This window comes from Cupriavidus sp. DF5525, from assembly GCF_040149425.2.
GTDB lineage: Bacteria > Pseudomonadota > Gammaproteobacteria > Burkholderiales > Burkholderiaceae > Cupriavidus > Cupriavidus pickettii_A.
This window is the reverse complement of record NZ_CP168266.1, coordinates 1,516,319-1,531,605: the sequence shown is the minus strand read 5'-3', so window position 1 is coordinate 1,531,605 and position 15,287 is coordinate 1,516,319. Positions and strand designations below refer to the sequence as shown.

Below are 15,287 nucleotides of genomic sequence, written 5' to 3'. Positions count from 1 at the left end.
ATTTTGAGGACCGGCGGCCGCGACCAGGCGACCAGCCGGGGCCCACGGCCTTTATTTTCACAACAGAGCAGGGGAGTAAGAAGGGCATGAAACATAGCAACAGACGCGCGACCGAACGCGCGCAGGCAAGGCGGCATGGGTCCGTGCAATGCCGCACCGCCATGCGCTGGATCCCGGCCGCCGTCGGCCTCATGGTCAGCGCGTCGGCCTTCGGACAGGAAGCCACGACGGGAGCAGCGCCGGCAGCAGCGCAGGCAGCGAAGCCGACCGCTACGGGCAGCGCCGCCAGGCAACCGGAGGCATCATTGCCGGCGGTGACGGTCAACGGCGACCGCGAGAATCCCATCAACCCGCCCACGACCGCCGGTAGCAAGGTGCCGCTGACTGCGCGCGAGGTGCCGCAATCGGTCACCGTGGTCAATGCCGATCGCATCCGCGAGCAGAACCTGACCACGCTGGAGGATGCGATGATGCAGGCCACTGGCGTGTTCGTCGAGAAGCGTGACCAGGAGCGCTCGATCTTCTATTCGCGCGGGCTGGAGATCGACACCGTCATGCTCGATGGCGTGCCAACCAAGTATGACTGGCGCAACACGGTGCAGCCCGACCTGTCGATGATCGAGCGGGTAGAAGTGCTCAAGGGCCCGTCGGGCCTGCTGTCCGGCGCCGGCAAGACCGGCGGCGCGATCAACCTGGTGCGCAAGAAGCCCACGCGCGAAGTGCAGGTGCAGGGCGCGCTGTCGGTGGGATCGTGGAACAACTATCGCGCCGAGATCGACGCCGGCGGCCCGCTGAATGCCGACGGCACGCTGCGCGCGCGCCTGACCGGCGCGTTCCAGGACAAGGACTCGTTTATCGACAAGGCCAATATGCGCACCGGTGCGCTGTACGGCGTGATCGAGTACGACATCACGCCGAGCACCATGGTGACGGTGGGCGCGAGCTACCAGGACTCCGAGGGCCGCCAGCCGTGGACGCTGCCGGCCTACTACAACCCGGTCACGCGGCAGGCGAGCCTGCTCGACGTGCCGCGTTCGACCTTCCTTGGCGCAGACTGGAACAGCGACCACTTCTACACCACCTCGGCGTTTGCCGAACTGGAGCACAAGTTCGACAGCGGCTGGCAGGTCAAGGGCGCGCTGCGCTACCTCAACAACCGGCTGCACCGCGAGCAGGCCTATGCATACTCGCCAGTCATCCCGGGCGTGAACACCACCACGCTGTTCGCTGCCAAGCAGACCTACACGCAGGAGCAGACCAGCTTCGACGTCTATGCCAACGGGCCATTCTCGCTGTTTGGGCGCCGGCACAAGGCGCTGATCGGCTTCAATTTCTCCGATTCGGAACGGCGCGACCCGAGGTACTCGTCGACCCCGTTCACGCAAGTCGTGAACATCTTTAGCCCGCGCAGCGACTTTGCCAAGCCAATTTTCACCCCTAATGGCTCGGGCACGAATACCACGACCAGGCAGTATGGCGTGTACGGCGACGCACGCTTCTCGATCGTGGATCCGGTGACGCTGGTGCTGGGCGGCCGCCTGAGCTGGTGGGACATCAACGCGCGCCAGTACACGCCGACGGCCAGCACGACCAAGGAAGACAACATCAACGCGAAGTTCACGCCGTTCGCCGGGCTGATCTACGACTTCACCGAGCACTGGTCGGCCTACGCCAGCTATGCCGAGATCTTCCAGCCGCAGGACGAGTACTTCACCGCCAGTGGCAACCTGGTCGATCCGATCAAGGGCAAGCAGTACGAGGTCGGCGTCAAGGGCGAGTTCTTCGAGGGGGCGCTGAACACCTCGCTGGCGCTGTTCCAGGTGCGCGAGACCGGCCGCGCCACGCTCGACAACATCAACACGACCAACCCGAGCAATCCATTCTTCGTGTCGCAGGGCGAGACCAAGAGCCAGGGCTTCGAACTGGAAGCCAGCGGCCGCATCACGCCGAGCTGGACCATCTACGCCGGCTATACGTTCAACGTCACGCAGGACCTGCAGAACCGCACCGGCCAGGTCAACACGGCGTTCTCGGCGATTGCGCCCAAGCACCTGTTCAAGCTGTGGACGCAGTACCGGCTGCCGGGCGACTTCAACCGCTGGCGCCTCGGTGCGGGCATGACGGCGGTGAGCCATGTACAGAACACCGCGCTGTTCCCGGCACCGATCGGTGCGGTCACGCTGCGCCGCGGCGGCTATGCGACGTTCGATGCGGCGATCGGCTATGACTTCAACAAGCACGTGTCGGCCGATCTGAACCTGACCAACCTGTTCGACCGCAGCTACTACTCACGGATCAACAACCCGCGCGAAGGTAACATCTGGGGCCAGCCGCGCGCGGCCATGTTCACCGTGCGCATGAGGATGTAAGCGCAGCGGCCGGCGTGGCGGTGCGATGCCATTGCACCCGCCACGCCGGTCGCGCGTTGCCAAGAATTCCAATGAACGATAGTCCCTCATCCCTGCCCTCGCGCCGCGCCATCCGGCCCGCGCTTGTCATGACCGCCCGCGCGCTGGCCGCGCTGGCGGGCAGCTATGCCTTTGTCTGGGGCATCACCGCCGGCGGCGCCGCACTCGGCTGGCGCCTGGGCCTGGCCCGCAGCGAAGCCGTGCTCTGGTTTTCGATGCTGGCTTTCCTGCTGTTCCCGCTGATGTCGCTGTGGGCGCTGGTCACGCGGCGCCTGCAGCGCGTGTGGTTGGTGATGGTGGCCGGCGCGGCCATCGGCACCGGCGTGGCGTGGTGGCTGGGGGAGAGGCTGGCATGACGCGACCCGCACGAAGCAACAAGTCCCGCTCCGGCGCACAGAAGGCCGATGCACATGCGGGCGGCCTGCGCCAGGCCATGACCTGGGCGCACACCTGGATCGGCGTATTGCTCGGCGGTGTGCTGGTGGTGGCCTTCTTCATGGGCTCGGTGGCGGTGTTCGACCGCGAGATCGACCGCTGGATGATGCCGGCCACGCGCCTTGACGCAGCGCCGTCCACGATCGATATCGACACCGTGGTGCCGAGCGCCGTGGCGGCGCTGGCGGGTGGCAAGCCGCTGCGTGAATGGGCGGTCACGCTCCCCGAGCAACGCACGCCGGTGATGATCGCGCGCGTGCGCTATGCCGCCGCGGGCGGGCAGATCCGCCTGGCCGATCCGCGCAGCGGCGCGCTGCTGCCGGACGTGGGCACGCTGGGCGCGTCGTCGTTCTTCTATCCGCTGCACTACAACCTGCACCTGCGCGCCTGGAATATCGGCTACTGGCTGGTGGGCCTGGCGGCGATGGCGATGCTGGCGGCGATCGTATCGGGGGTGATCATCCACGTCCGGATCTTCCGCGACTTCTTCACGTTCCGGACGCGCAAGCAGCTGCAGCGCAGCCTGCTGGACCTGCACAACCTGACCGGCGTGCTGGCGCTGCCGTTCCATGCGGTGATCACGTTCTCGGGCATCTGCATCGTGTACATGATCCTGATGCCGGCCGGCATCGGCGCGCTGTACCAGCAGCCGAACACCTTCTACGACCAGGCCTTGTCCGGCTACTCGCGCGCGCCTGCCGGGGTGGCGGCGCCGATGGCCGCGCTCGGCCCGATGGTCGAGACCGCGCGCGCACGCTGGGGCGGCGCCGCGCCGGCCGCGATCCGGGTCTGGAACCCTGGCGATGCCAACGCCGTGGTCAAGATCAGCCGCTCGGTGGGTGACCGCGTCAGCCTGGCCGACGACGCGGCCTACTTCGACGGTGCCACCGGCGCGTTGCTGAACCACGTGCCGTTGCAGCCGGCCGCGACCACGCAGCGCTTCCTGACCGGCATGCACTTCATCGTGTTCGACCACTGGCCGCTGCGCTGGCTGTATTTCCTGGCCGGGCTGGCGGGGTGCTTGCTGATCGCTACCGGGCAGTTGTACTGGCTCGACAAGCGCCATGCGCGCCATGGCGAAAAGGGTGTGCGGCTGGCGGCCGCTGTAACCGCTGGCACCACTACCGGCCTGGTCATTGCCACGCTCGCGATGATGGTGGCCAACCGGGTCCTGCCGATGACGCTGCCGTCTCGCGAGTTTATCGAGGCCGGGCTGTTCTTCCTGGTCTGGCTGGCGACTGCGATCCACGCGCGCGTGGCGATGCGCCCCGGCAGCCGCACGCTGGTGCCATGGCGGCAGCAATGCCTGGCGATCGCCGTCCTGGCGCTGGCGGCGCCGGTGCTCAACGGCCTGAGCACCGGCGACTGGCTGCCGCTCGCGCTGGCGCGCGGCCCTCTTGCGGTGGCCGGCGTGGACATCACGCTGCTGTTGACGGGTGGGCTGGCGCTGGCGGCGGCGCGCCGGCTGCGGCGCGTCGACGCGGCCCGCCAGGCCCGGACCGCTGCTGCCAGCGGGCAGGCGCTAGAGGAGATGGACCGTGCCAACCACGCTTGAACACTTGCTGTTGCTGGGCCTGGCGCTGTGCGCGTACAGCGCCTTCGTGCTGTTCGCCTGCGCCACGGAGCGGCACTGGACCGAACTTTCGGGGCAGGGCGGCGACCTGCCGGCCAGCCGCCGGCGGCGCCTGCGCCTTGCGGCCTGGGCACTGGTGGTCCTAGGCGCCGTGGCCGCGCTTGCGGGCAACCGCACCGGCTTTGGCGTGCTGCTGTGGGCGCTGGCCATGATGGCGGGAGCGCTGGCGGTGTCGTTCACGCTGACCTGGCGGCGCGGCTGGCTGCAAGCCGTCGCGCGCGGGCTGCTGGTGGTCTTGCGCATCTGAGGCGTGCGCCCCTTGGGGGGGCGCACGATTTTCACTGGAAAACGCAATTAACCGCCAAGCATTACACCCAACCATGTTCGCGCCGACGCGCCAAAGCCAGCAAAGAGGGGTGTTGTTCATCGGAGCGAGTATCCGGGGCAACCGGCACACGCGACGCACCATTTCGCACAAGTCGCGCGCCTTGGTCCCCGCCAGCCCCAGCCGGATGTCACCGGCCGGCGCCGGTATAACCCCGGCCGTGTGTCGCCAACATGCGCCGCAACCATTGCCGCCACGCGCCTGCCGCTTGCCCGGCGCCTTGCCGGCACCGCGTCACGTGCAGCGATGCCGTGGTGACGGCATACAACTCGATGTGGCTGCTATCGGACAACGTAAAGCTCTCGCTCGCCGTCAGCGCCGTGTCTTTGGGGTCGCCGTCACGGATCAACCAGAGCTCGCCTGCGGTGCAGCGCACGGCAACGTGTTCGCCGGGGTCCGCCACCAGCCGCAGCGAACTGCGCGCGGGCAGGGTGGCGGTCATGTCGTTGCTTACCAGGAACATGATGGTCTCCAGGTTCAGTCGACGGCCAAGCCGTGCGGCGCCGGCGCGGTCACATTGCGCGCGGGCGCAGCGGCGGGGCGGATAAAGTCCGCGATCTGGCGGATCACGGCCGGGTCCTGCAGGATGCGGCGGTGGCCCAGCCCCGTGGTGGTGGCCAGTTGCGCGCCGGGCCATGCGCCGGCGATGGCGGCGCCGTCTTCCCAGCGCACTTCCTTGTCGTCGCGGTCATGGATCACCAGCGCCGGTGGCACCGGCCGGGTACGGCCGACATCCGGCACGTTGAACGCCGCCCACGGCATGCCCAGCCAGCGCTCGCTCTGCCGCTGCATACGCGCCAGCACTCCAGGGGCAAAGCCAAGTTGCCAGGCCAGCGACGCGCACGCGGCATGCATGTCCGCCGGCGAGCCGACCAGCACCGCCGCGCGGGCGGGGAGCCCTTCGCGCAGCGCCAGCGCGGTGGCCGCGCCGCCGAGCGAGTGCGCCACCACCGCATGCACCGGCCCGGCGTGCCATGCGGCCGCCAGCAGCGAGTGCGACATCTCCAGCACCGAGGTCTGCGCCGCGCCACGCGCGCCCGCATCGGAGGCGCCATGCGAGAGCGCGTCGAACGCCACCACTCGCATGCCGGCGGCGAGCAGGCCTTCGACCACCGCGTGCCATTGCCCGGCATGGCCGCCCCAGCCATGCGCCAGCAGCACGACAGGACCGCTGGTGCCCCAGCGATAGACGCGCACGCGCCGGCTGGGGCCGTGGCCGGTGACCAGGGCCCAGTCGGCCCGCGCGCTGTCCAGCAGCCGCCGTGCCGCCGACGTGGCCGCGGCGCGCGGCGGGGTGAACCAGAGGCGCTCAAGCTCCCGCGCGCTCGCGGCCGGGAAAACCAGGCTGCCGGCCTGCCGGCGTAGCCGTTGCCAGCCGAGCATCGCGTGCTGCAGCGGACTCGCGGAGCCCCTGCGTGAGGATACGGTGCCGGCACGCACGGGCGCCGGCGCACGGGGCTGGGAAGAAGAAGCCGGGGAAGGGGAAGATACTGCTTGCGTCACGACCTGCACCTCCAATGGATTCTGGATTTGCGCGGGTCATCGGAACCGGCCCAACCGGAGGCGTTCCGCGCTCTTCTAAGACCGACCAGTCGTGCTTTTTTGTAGACAAAAAACGACCGGAAGGCTTGCTGCCCGCCGGCGGGATAGCGCCGGCGCCAATGTCTTGCGTGTCAGTGCTTCCCGGTGCCCTCGGCGGCACGGGCCACCAGGGACGCGAAGGCGCGCCGCGCCATGAGTTCGGCATCCGCCCTGCCGAGCAGCTTGAACGACTGCTGGAAGGCCATGCCGATGCCGGACAGATCGAAGGCGAACTGGCGCGGATCGGTGTCGGGACCAAAGTGGCCTTCGTCGATGGCGTCACTCACCACGCGCGCCACGGTGCTGTGCCAGTCCTTCAGAGACTGCACCACCAGGTCGCGTATCGAACCCGGCTTGTCACGGTATTCCTGGCTCAGCGCCATGAACAGGCAGCGCCCCTGGGTGACCGTGCCGCCCAGCCAGTCCAGGTAGCCTTCGAACAATGCCTCAAGGCGTGGCAGGCCTCGCGGCTGGCGCATGGCCGGCCGCACCACGATCTCGCCGAAACGCTCTACGGCCAGGTCGAGCACCGCCTGCTGCAGCGCCTCCTTGGACTTGAAGTGCGCATACAGCCCGCTCTTCGACATATTGGTGTCCGCGGCCAGCGTGGCCAGCGACAACTGTTCGAAGCCGACCTTGGCGGCGGTATCGAGCGCCTGTTCGATGATGGCGTTACGGGTGAGCTGTCCTTTTTGCATGCATTGTAGAATAGCACGACCGGTCGGTTTGTCAACGAAACCAGATGCATGGTAGTTGCCCGGACTTGCACAGTTCTGGCGGGGAGGCCATAACGTCATATAGGGGGGCATGTGACGTCAACGCGAACTGCAAAGCCTCGTTAGAGACTGACAGCGCGACGATTTGGTGCACGATTCGGCTCATTGCACACCGGTTGCCGGCCGGTGTCAGGCCCGGATGGCGGACTTGGAAGAAATCTGCACAAAGTGTTTCGGCGGGTACATACGGAACGCTTTGCGTGCTCTATACTCGAATGCACGTCCGCGCACTTTTTTTCATTGGTGACTGGAGACCGACATGAACAGTACAGCCGTGCCAAGAGGCGCTAGCGAACCGTTCCGGCAACTGCGGGCGTTGCGTCGCGCGCGCAAGCTCAAGCAAGAGGACGTCGCCCGCAAAGCGGGCATTTCCCGGGAAGCGTACCTGCGAGCGGAGTCGGGTCAGGCCGATCCACGCATGTCGACGTTCCTGGCCGCATGCGAAGCGCTGGGCCTGGAAGTGGTGCTGGCCCCGCAGCATCTTGCCGCCGACGTGAACGCATTTATTGCCAGCCGCAATGGCGGCGTGACCGCAGCTTCGATGGCCGGCCAGCCGGCCGCCGGCGGTGCCCAGGCACCGGCCGCGGCTCCCGCGACCGGCAGCTTCGGCTCCGGCACCGGCGAGGGCCACAAGCCGGTCTGAGCGGGCCGATGCCTGGCCGGCACTGTTCTCCACAGGCCGGTGCAGGCAACTGGCGTCCAGACCACCATCCTGACAACCGGCGCGGGGCGATCCGCTCCGCGCCGGTTGCTGTCGTCCGGAGCAGCGCTTCGCTAGCCGGGCGCCTATGACGCCACAGGCCTGGCTGCCTGCATCGGCGCTTTCCCGCGTGTCCCCGTTTTAACTTTCCCACCTTAGCTATTCGCCATTGCGCCGCCGCGTGCACTGCACAGCGCTGACGTCTTTCCCGCTTTTCCCGTTTCCGGCCTACAACTGCAATGAAAGCGACGCCCGACGCATGCGTTCTCAGGCGCCGTTTGACACGTCCCGTGGCGACGATTACGATATGGTAAATGCATTACGTATTCCGTAATTCTCGCGGGATGCAGCAGGCATCGGACAAACAGCAGACCGGCAGGCGCTCTTGAGAGCCCGCCAGGGCGCCAGCGCAGCGCCACATGGAGACACCGTGGACACCAACTACCCGCAACGCACCTTCGCGTACCAGCCTTGCGCCGAGCAGCGCCAGGCCGGCGGCGCCGTGCCCGCGGTGCATCCGGTGGCCGTGGTCGGCGCAGGCCCGGTCGGGCTCGCCGCGGCCATCGACCTCGCGCAGCGCGGCGTACCCGTGGTGATCCTGGACGACGACTGCACGCTGGCGACCGGCTCGCGCGCGATCTGCTTTGCCAAGCGCACGCTCGATATCCTGGACCGCCTGGGCTGCGGCGAGCGCGTCGCGGACAAGGGCGTGAGCTGGCATGTCGGCAAGGTGTTCTTCGGCGATGCGCAGGTGTACAGCTTCGACCTGCTGCCTGAGGCGGGCCATCGCCGCCCGGCCTTTATCAACCTGCAGCAGTACTACCTGGAAGGCTTCCTGGTCGATCGCGCCGCCGAGCTGCCGGGCCTCGAGTTGCGCTGGCGTCATCGCGTGACCGGCGTTGTGCCCGGACCCGACGAAGTGGTGCTGACCGTGTCGACCCCGGAAGGCGACTACGTCCTGCACACCCGCTATGTGGTGGCCGCCGACGGCGCCCACAGCGGGGTACGCCAGTGCCTGGGCCTGGAGAGCAAGGGCCGCGTCTTCCGCGATCGCTTCCTGATTGCCGATGTGAGGATGGCGGCGCCGTTCCCCGCCGAGCGCTGGTTCTGGTTCGATCCGCCGTTCAACCGCAACCAGTCGGCGCTGCTGCACCGGCAGCCCGACGATGTCTGGCGCATCGATTTCCAGCTGGGCTGGGACGCCGATCCCGAGACGGAAAAGCAACCGGAGCGCGTAGTGCCGCGCATCCGCGCGATGCTGGGCGACAAGGTCGCCTTTACGCTGGAATGGGTCAGCGTCTACAGCTTCTGCTGCAAACGCATGGACGCCTTCCGCCATGGCCGCGTGCTGTTCGCCGGCGACGCCGCGCACCGCGTCTCGCCGTTCGGCGCGCGCGGCGCCAACAGCGGCGTGCAGGATGCCGAGAACCTGGCGTGGAAGCTCGCGCTGGTGCTGGCTGGGCAGGCCGGGGATGCCTTGCTCGATACCTACGCCAGCGAACGCGAGGCCGCGGCGGACGAGAACATCCGCCACTCCACGCGTTCCACCGATTTCATTACGCCCAAGAGCGCGGTCAGCCGCACCTTCCGCGACGCCGTGCTGCGCCTGGCGCGCCGCCATGCCTTTGCGCGCCAGTTGGTCAACAGCGGCCGGCTGTCGCTGCCGACGGTGCTGGCGGCGTCGCCGCTCAATACGCCGGATGCCGACCGCTTTGCCGGCGCCATGGTGCCCGGCGCCCCGTGCGTGGATGCACCGCTGCTTCGCAACGGCACCGCCGGATCTGGCTGGCTGCTGGGCGAGCTGGGCGGCGATTTCACGCTGATGGTCTTTGGCGACGGCAGCGCCGTCCCGGCCGACGTGCGGCACAAGCTGGCAACGGGCGCGGTGCCCGTGCGCATCCTGCTGGTGCTCGCGCAAGGCCAGCAAGCCGCTTCGCCGCAGGGCGCGCGCTGCGTCACCGACGGCGAAGGCCTGCTCGCGCGCCGCTACGACGGCCGCGACGGCACCTGCTACCTGATCCGCCCGGACCAGCATGTCTGCGCCCGCTGGCGTGCCGTGGATGCCGACGCCGTGCATGGCGCGCTGCTGCGCGCGCTGTGCCGGCCGCCGGACAGCCAGCCTCACTAGTGAACCTGCAACCCCGAACCTCCGACCGACACCCGCAACGCTGACGACACCATGAACCTCACGCACACCCAGCTCGCCGAGCACGGCTACATGTCCGGCTTCGCCAATGAATTCGCCACCGAGGCGCTGCCCGGTGCGCTGCCCGTGGGCCAGAACTCGCCGCAACGCGCGCCTTATGGCCTCTATGCCGAGCAGCTGTCCGGCACGGCCTTCACCGCGCCGCGCGCTCACAACCGACGCTCGTGGCTGTACCGCATCCGCCCGGCGGCAATGCACAAGCCGTTCACGCAGATCGAGCAGTCGCGCTTCCTGAGCCGCTTCGACCAGGTGCCGCCGTCGCCCAACCAGATGCGCTGGAGCCCGCCGGCGATGCCGTCCGTGCCGACCGACTTTATCGACGGCATCGTCACCATGGCCGGCAACGGCGGCCCCGAGGCGATGACCGGCTGCGGCCTCCACCTGTACCTGGCCAACCAGTCGATGCAGGACCGCTACTTCTACAACGCCGACGGCGAGATGCTGATCGTGCCGCAGCAGGGCCGCCTGCTGCTGGTGACCGAGCTGGGCCGCCTGGAAGTGGAACCGCAGGAAATCGTGGTGATCCCGCGCGGCGTGCGTTTCCGCGTGGAACTGCCGGATGGCGAGGCGCGCGGCTATATCTGCGAGAACTACGGCGCGCTGTTCAAGCTGCCCGACCTGGGTGTGATCGGCTCCAACGGCCTGGCCAACCCGCGCGACTTCCTGTCGCCGGTGGCGAGCTATGAGGACCGCGAGGGCGATTTCGAGCTGGTGGCCAAGTTCCAGGGCAACCTGTGGCGCGCCGACATCGGCCACTCGCCGCTGGACGTGGTGGCCTGGCACGGCAATTACGCACCGTACAAGTACGACCTGCGCAACTTCAACACCATCGGCTCGATCAGCTTCGATCACCCGGACCCGTCGATCTTCCTGGTGCTGCAGTCGCCGTCGGACACCCCAGGCGTGGACACCATCGACTTCGTCATCTTCGGGCCGCGCTGGCTGGCGATGCAGGATTCGTTCCGCCCGCCCTGGTTCCACCGCAATATCGCCAGCGAATTCATGGGCCTGATCACCGGCGTCTACGACGCCAAGGCCGAGGGCTTCGCCCCGGGCGGCGCCAGCCTGCACAACTGCATGAGCGGCCACGGCCCGGACGCGGAAACCTTCGAGAAGGCCAGCGCCGCCGATACCTCGACGCCGCACCATATCGAAAACACGATGGCCTTCATGTTCGAAACGCCGGGCGTGATCCGCCCGACGCCGTATGCGGCGCAGTCGGCCTCGCTGCAGCAGGAGTACTACACCTGCTGGCAGGGCCTGAAGAAGCATTTCAACCCGAACGTTCGCTGAACCCCGGACGCCTGCCCCTACACGCCGGTTTGCTCCCCTCTCCCGCATGCGGGAGAGGGGCCGGGGGAGAGGGCAGGCGCCCGCCAAGAATGGCAAGCCACGGCACGCGCCACCCGCGGTGCCACCCCAACCATCACGGAGTAACCCAATGACCGCCCCCCAAATCAGCTGGATCGCCTCCGCCAACGACGGCCAGACCCATTTCCCTCTGCAGAACCTGCCCTACGGCGTGTTCTCGACCAAGGGCCAGTCCCCGCGCATCGGCGTGGCCATCGGCGACCAGGTGCTCGACCTCGCCGCGCTCGATGAAGCTGGCCTGCTGCCGGCCGCCGCCAAGGGCACGTTCGCCGCAGCCAGCCTGAACCGCTTCATCGCACTGGGCAAGCCGGTGTGGAGCGAGACCCGCAAGCGCCTGACCGCATTGCTGTCCGGCGAAGACGCCGCGCTGCGCGACAATGCCGCACTGCGCGACAAGGCACTGGTGCCGATGTCCGCCGCCGCGCTGCACCTGCCGGTGGAGATCCCGGGCTACACCGACTTCTATTCATCGAAGGAACACGCCACCAACGTCGGCCGCATGTTCCGCGACCCAGACAATGCGCTGCTGCCGAACTGGCTGGAAATCCCCATCGGCTACAACGGCCGCGCCAGCTCGGTGGTGGTGAGCGGCACGGCGCTGCATCGCCCCAACGGCCAGATCAAGCTGCCCAACGAGGCGCGCCCGGTGTTCAGCGCTTGCCGCAAGCTGGATTTCGAACTGGAGATGGGCTTTATCGTCGGCAAGGAATCGGCGCTGGGCGAGTCCATCAGCACCGCCGATGCGCCGGCGCATATGTTCGGCATGGTGCTGCTCAACGACTGGAGCGCGCGCGATATCCAGCAGTGGGAATACGTGCCGCTGGGGCCATTCAACAGCAAGGGCTTCGGCACCTCGATCTCGCCGTGGGTGGTGACGATGGAAGCGCTCGACCCGTTCCGCCGCGACAACCCGGAGCAAACGCCGCAGCCGCTGCCGTACCTGCAGCAGCAGGGCAGGAACGCCTATGACATCGCGCTGGAAGTCGCGCTGCAGCCGCAGGGCGCAGCGGCCCCCAGCACCATCTGCCGTACCAACTTCAAGGCGATGTACTGGACCATGGCGCAGCAGCTGGCGCACCACACGGTGTCGGGCTGCAATGTGCGCGTGGGCGACCTGATGGGCTCGGGCACGATCAGCGGCACCACGCCGGACTCTTACGGCAGCATGCTGGAACTGACCCGCAACGGCGCCGAGCCGGTGACGCTGGCCGACGGCAGCCGCCGCGGCTTCCTGGAGGATGGCGACGAGGTGATCATGACTGGCTTCTGCCAGGGTGAGGGGTATCGAGTCGGCTTCGGTTCGGTGTCGGGCAAGATCCTGCCGGCTCGCTGAAACGCTTCAGCCGGCGTGGCTGTCATGCAGGGCGGCATCGAGGATCACGGCCGCCCGGCCTGACAGCAGCAGCCGGCCCGCGGCGCTGACGGTGAAGGCGTACAGCACACTGTTGCCTTCGCCGCTCTCGCGTTGCGCTGCAACCTCCAGGGGCGCATCGATATCGTCGAGCCGCTCCACCTGCAGCACCAGCTTTCGTACGCTGGCCAGGTAGCCTGAGCGCGGGCGCTGCGGCGCTCGTTCCGCAGCGGCTTCCGCCAGCAGCGCGCCGTGCACGGCCATCGCCTGTGCCGCATATTCGATCCCGCATACCGCCGCCAGCCGGCCCTGCGCCCGCAGCGGGTTGTCTACGCGCGTGTGCGTGGCCGACACGCAGCGCACCGAGTCCGCATCCCAGTCCAACACGCCATCGAGCAGGCACATCGTGCCCTGGTGCGGAATGCGCGCCGCGATCCAGTCGCGGTCCCTCACCACATCAGGTATCCGCATTGCCGGGGGCCACGTCGGCTTCGATGCGCACGGTGTCGAGGTAGTCGAGCACCACGGTGGTGGTCGCGCCGCGGGCGATCGCCGCCAGCAACGGCAGCACGCGTGCCGCGGGCGCGGACATGCGCAGCGCTTCCAGCGCCGCATCCGGCATCCCGGCAGCGGGCGCCTGCGTCAGTGCCACGCCGATGCGCGCGAGCGAGCGCGCCGTCGCGTGCGGCGTGACCACCAGGGCCACACCGAACGGATCCGGGATCGGCCGGTGGCTGTGCAGCGGCTCCGGGTAGCCGGTGTCGTAGGCAATCAGCAGGCAGGGCTCCGCGTCGGCGGCCACCTGCAGCACGCATTCCAGCAGGCCTGCGCCGAAACTGCCGTCCATCGCGCACAGCACGTTGGAGGTGCGCATCGCGCCCGCCGCGATCGACCAGTAGCCGGCGGTGGCGTTGTGCACAGAGTTGTGGAAGCGCGTGGGCGACATCAGCGGGGCGGGCTCGGCCAGCGCTTCGCAGATCGCATGGAAGTTGAAGCCGTCGCTGCTGGACGAGGCAAAGATCGTCGGCAGCTGCGCGGCGTCGCGGCCGCTGGCGGCCACCGCCTCCTGGCCTGCGCCAAGCGCCAGGCGCACGGTCGGGCCGGTGCGGCGGCGCTCTGCGGCCGGCAAGCCGGCGGGAGGCGGCAGTTCAGTGGGCGCGTGCGCGTACGGCGCGCGGCCGGCAAGGACTTCAGCGGCCTGCGTCCAGCCGGTCAGGCCGGGACCGAGCAAGCCGATGCTTTCGATATACACGTGCTGCGGCATGGCGCTGGCTCAGTGAGAGGCCGTGTTCGCGCGGGCGAACAGCAGGCTGCAGTTGGATCCGCCGAAACCGAACGCATTGCTCATCGCGTAGCGCAGCGGCGTGTCGCGGTTCAGGAGCACGTAGTTCACGTCCAGCGCAGGGTCCGGCTGCGTGGTGTTGATGCCGCCGGGCAGCAGCTCGTGGCGCAGCGCCAGCGAGCAGATGACCGCTTCGAGCGCACCCGCCGCGCCCAGCGCATGGCCGGTTGCGCCCTTGGTGGAGCTGCACGGCGTGCCGGGCAGCACCGCGGCCATGGCCAGCGCTTCGGCCGCGTCGTTGCTGCGCGTGGCGGTGCCATGCAGGTTGACGTAGTCCACCTGTGACGGCGCGATGCCCGCGCTCGCCAGCGCCTGTTCCATCGCCAGCTGCGCGCCAAGCCCTTGCGGGTGCGGGGTCGACATATGGTGCGCATCGCTCGATTCGCCGATGCCCGCGAGCAGGATGGCATCGCCTTCGAGCACGCCGTCAGCGCGTTCGAGCAGCCCGAAGGCCGCGCCTTCGCCGATCGAAATACCGTTACGCGCCACGTCGTACGGACGGCACGGCTGGTCGGACAGCAGCTCCAGCGAATTGAAGCCGTACAGCGTCGTGTAGCACAGCGAATCGACCCCGCCGACCACGGCCGCGTCGATCAGGCCCGCTTCCAGCATGCGCCGCGCCGAGCTGAACACCTTGGCGCCGGACGAACACGCGGAGGACACCGCCGCGGCCGGGCCGGCAATGCCGAGCAGCTGGCGCAGGAAGGCGGGCAGGGAATACGGGTTGTGGGTGCCGCCATAGTTGAAGCCCGGCGGCAGCGCGCCGGTGGCGGGATCGCGCTGGCGGTAGGCCAGCTCGGTCTGCAGCACGCCGGCCGTGCTGGTGCCGAGAAAGACGCCGATCCGGTCGGCGCCGTAGCGCGCCACGGCTTCGCGCACACGCGCGGCAAAGCCGTCCTGTTCGAGCGCCAGCTGCGCCAGGCGGTTGTTGCGGGAGTCGAACGGCGACAGGGCGGGCGGCAACGCCACGGCATCCAGGCCCGGCACTTCGCCGACATAGGTATCGAGCCTGACGTCGCCAAAGCGGCAGGGCGCCAGGCCGCCGCGCTGCGCGCGCAGCGCCGACAGGGTGGCGTCAACGCCGGTGCCGATGCAGCTGGTGGCCGTGAAGTGCGAGAACAGGAGCGGGGACACGGCTTTGGGGGAAGGGATGGGAATC

Annotated in this window: 14 protein-coding genes; 8 read left to right on the top strand and 6 right to left on the bottom strand. The window is 68.5% G+C overall.

The annotated features are described in order from the left end of the window. Window positions 1–86 precede the first annotated feature (86 nt). From ABNX08_RS28285 to ABNX08_RS28270, 4 genes are all read left to right on the top strand, one after another. On the top strand, window positions 87–2,369 hold the full coding sequence (locus ABNX08_RS28285; RefSeq protein WP_022539014.1) for a TonB-dependent siderophore receptor: 2,283 nt from the start codon (window positions 87–89) through the stop codon (window positions 2,367–2,369). A gap of 71 nt (window positions 2,370–2,440) precedes the next feature. After that, window positions 2,441–2,764 carry a hypothetical protein gene (locus ABNX08_RS28280; RefSeq protein WP_051369975.1) on the top strand — a complete coding sequence of 108 codons (324 nt, stop codon included), beginning with the start codon at window positions 2,441–2,443 and terminating at the stop codon, window positions 2,762–2,764. Then, on the top strand, window positions 2,761–4,398 hold the full coding sequence (locus tag ABNX08_RS28275) for a PepSY-associated TM helix domain-containing protein (protein WP_349607034.1): 1,638 nt from the start codon (window positions 2,761–2,763) through the stop codon (window positions 4,396–4,398). Before ABNX08_RS28280 ends, ABNX08_RS28275 begins: the two co-directional genes overlap by 4 nt. After that, window positions 4,382–4,723, top strand: a complete 342-nt coding sequence (locus ABNX08_RS28270) for a DUF3325 domain-containing protein (protein WP_022539011.1) — start codon at window positions 4,382–4,384, stop codon at window positions 4,721–4,723. Before ABNX08_RS28275 ends, ABNX08_RS28270 begins: the two co-directional genes overlap by 17 nt. A gap of 208 nt (window positions 4,724–4,931) precedes the next feature. Here the strand turns inward: ABNX08_RS28270 and ABNX08_RS28265 are convergent, their stop codons facing one another. The 3 genes from ABNX08_RS28265 to ABNX08_RS28255 form a co-directional block, all read right to left on the bottom strand. After that, window positions 4,932–5,264, bottom strand: a complete 333-nt coding sequence (locus ABNX08_RS28265; RefSeq protein WP_022539010.1) for a DUF2917 domain-containing protein — start codon at window positions 5,262–5,264, stop codon at window positions 4,932–4,934. 14 nt (window positions 5,265–5,278) lie between these two features. Further along, window positions 5,279–6,304: an alpha/beta fold hydrolase gene (locus ABNX08_RS28260; protein WP_022539009.1), complete on the bottom strand. Its 1,026-nt coding sequence runs from the start codon at window positions 6,302–6,304 to the stop codon at window positions 5,279–5,281. 170 nt (window positions 6,305–6,474) lie between these two features. Then, window positions 6,475–7,080 (bottom strand): TetR/AcrR family transcriptional regulator, encoded by a 606-nt coding sequence (locus ABNX08_RS28255; RefSeq protein WP_041681816.1) that lies wholly within the window; start codon window positions 7,078–7,080, stop codon window positions 6,475–6,477. Window positions 7,081–7,417: 337 nt separating this feature from the next. On the opposite strand from ABNX08_RS28255, the gene ABNX08_RS28250 reads away from it, so the two are divergent. The 4 genes from ABNX08_RS28250 to fahA all read left to right on the top strand — a co-directional run bounded on the left by ABNX08_RS28250 (window position 7,418) and on the right by fahA (window position 12,768). Continuing rightward, window positions 7,418–7,801: a helix-turn-helix domain-containing protein gene (locus tag ABNX08_RS28250; protein WP_022539007.1), complete on the top strand. Its 384-nt coding sequence runs from the start codon at window positions 7,418–7,420 to the stop codon at window positions 7,799–7,801. 487 nt (window positions 7,802–8,288) lie between these two features. Continuing rightward, window positions 8,289–9,986 (top strand): FAD-dependent oxidoreductase, encoded by a 1,698-nt coding sequence (locus tag ABNX08_RS28245; RefSeq protein ID WP_022539006.1) that lies wholly within the window; start codon window positions 8,289–8,291, stop codon window positions 9,984–9,986. A gap of 51 nt (window positions 9,987–10,037) precedes the next feature. Further along, window positions 10,038–11,357, top strand: a complete 1,320-nt coding sequence (gene hmgA, locus ABNX08_RS28240) for a homogentisate 1,2-dioxygenase (RefSeq protein ID WP_022539005.1) — start codon at window positions 10,038–10,040, stop codon at window positions 11,355–11,357. A 148-nt stretch (window positions 11,358–11,505) separates the two neighbouring features. Then, window positions 11,506–12,768 (top strand): fumarylacetoacetase, encoded by a 1,263-nt coding sequence (gene fahA / locus ABNX08_RS28235; RefSeq protein ID WP_022539004.1) that lies wholly within the window; start codon window positions 11,506–11,508, stop codon window positions 12,766–12,768. A 6-nt stretch (window positions 12,769–12,774) separates the two neighbouring features. Here fahA and ABNX08_RS28230 read toward each other — a convergent pair whose 3' ends face one another. The 3 genes from ABNX08_RS28230 to ABNX08_RS28220 are packed head-to-tail and all read right to left on the bottom strand — an operon-like array spanning window position 12,775 to window position 15,262. Next, a complete protein-coding gene (locus tag ABNX08_RS28230; protein WP_374063692.1) occupies window positions 12,775–13,257 on the bottom strand; it encodes a hydroxymyristoyl-ACP dehydratase in 483 nt (160 codons plus the stop codon). Further along, complete coding sequence (locus ABNX08_RS28225; RefSeq protein ID WP_022539002.1) at window positions 13,244–14,050, bottom strand: beta-ketoacyl synthase chain length factor; 807 nt, start codon at window positions 14,048–14,050, stop codon at window positions 13,244–13,246. The genes ABNX08_RS28230 and ABNX08_RS28225 overlap by 14 nt, the downstream gene beginning before the upstream one ends. Before the next feature lie 9 nt (window positions 14,051–14,059). After that, on the bottom strand, window positions 14,060–15,262 hold the full coding sequence (locus ABNX08_RS28220; protein ID WP_022539001.1) for a beta-ketoacyl-[acyl-carrier-protein] synthase family protein: 1,203 nt from the start codon (window positions 15,260–15,262) through the stop codon (window positions 14,060–14,062). Window positions 15,263–15,287 lie beyond the last annotated feature (25 nt).

Coding starts and splice junctions, on each gene's coding strand:
- ABNX08_RS28285 (WP_022539014.1), top strand. CDS start 87: ATGAAACATAGCAACAGACGCGCGACCGAACGCGCGCAGGCAAGGCGG.
- ABNX08_RS28280 (WP_051369975.1), top strand. CDS start 2,441: ATGAACGATAGTCCCTCATCCCTGCCCTCGCGCCGCGCCATCCGGCCC.
- ABNX08_RS28275 (WP_349607034.1), top strand. CDS start 2,761: ATGACGCGACCCGCACGAAGCAACAAGTCCCGCTCCGGCGCACAGAAG.
- ABNX08_RS28265 (WP_022539010.1), bottom strand. CDS start 5,264: ATGTTCCTGGTAAGCAACGACATGACCGCCACCCTGCCCGCGCGCAGT.
- ABNX08_RS28255 (WP_041681816.1), bottom strand. CDS start 7,080: ATGCAAAAAGGACAGCTCACCCGTAACGCCATCATCGAACAGGCGCTC.
- ABNX08_RS28250 (WP_022539007.1), top strand. CDS start 7,418: ATGAACAGTACAGCCGTGCCAAGAGGCGCTAGCGAACCGTTCCGGCAA.
- hmgA (WP_022539005.1), top strand. CDS start 10,038: ATGAACCTCACGCACACCCAGCTCGCCGAGCACGGCTACATGTCCGGC.
- fahA (WP_022539004.1), top strand. CDS start 11,506: ATGACCGCCCCCCAAATCAGCTGGATCGCCTCCGCCAACGACGGCCAG.
- ABNX08_RS28230 (WP_374063692.1), bottom strand. CDS start 13,257: ATGCGGATACCTGATGTGGTGAGGGACCGCGACTGGATCGCGGCGCGC.
- ABNX08_RS28225 (WP_022539002.1), bottom strand. CDS start 14,050: ATGCCGCAGCACGTGTATATCGAAAGCATCGGCTTGCTCGGTCCCGGC.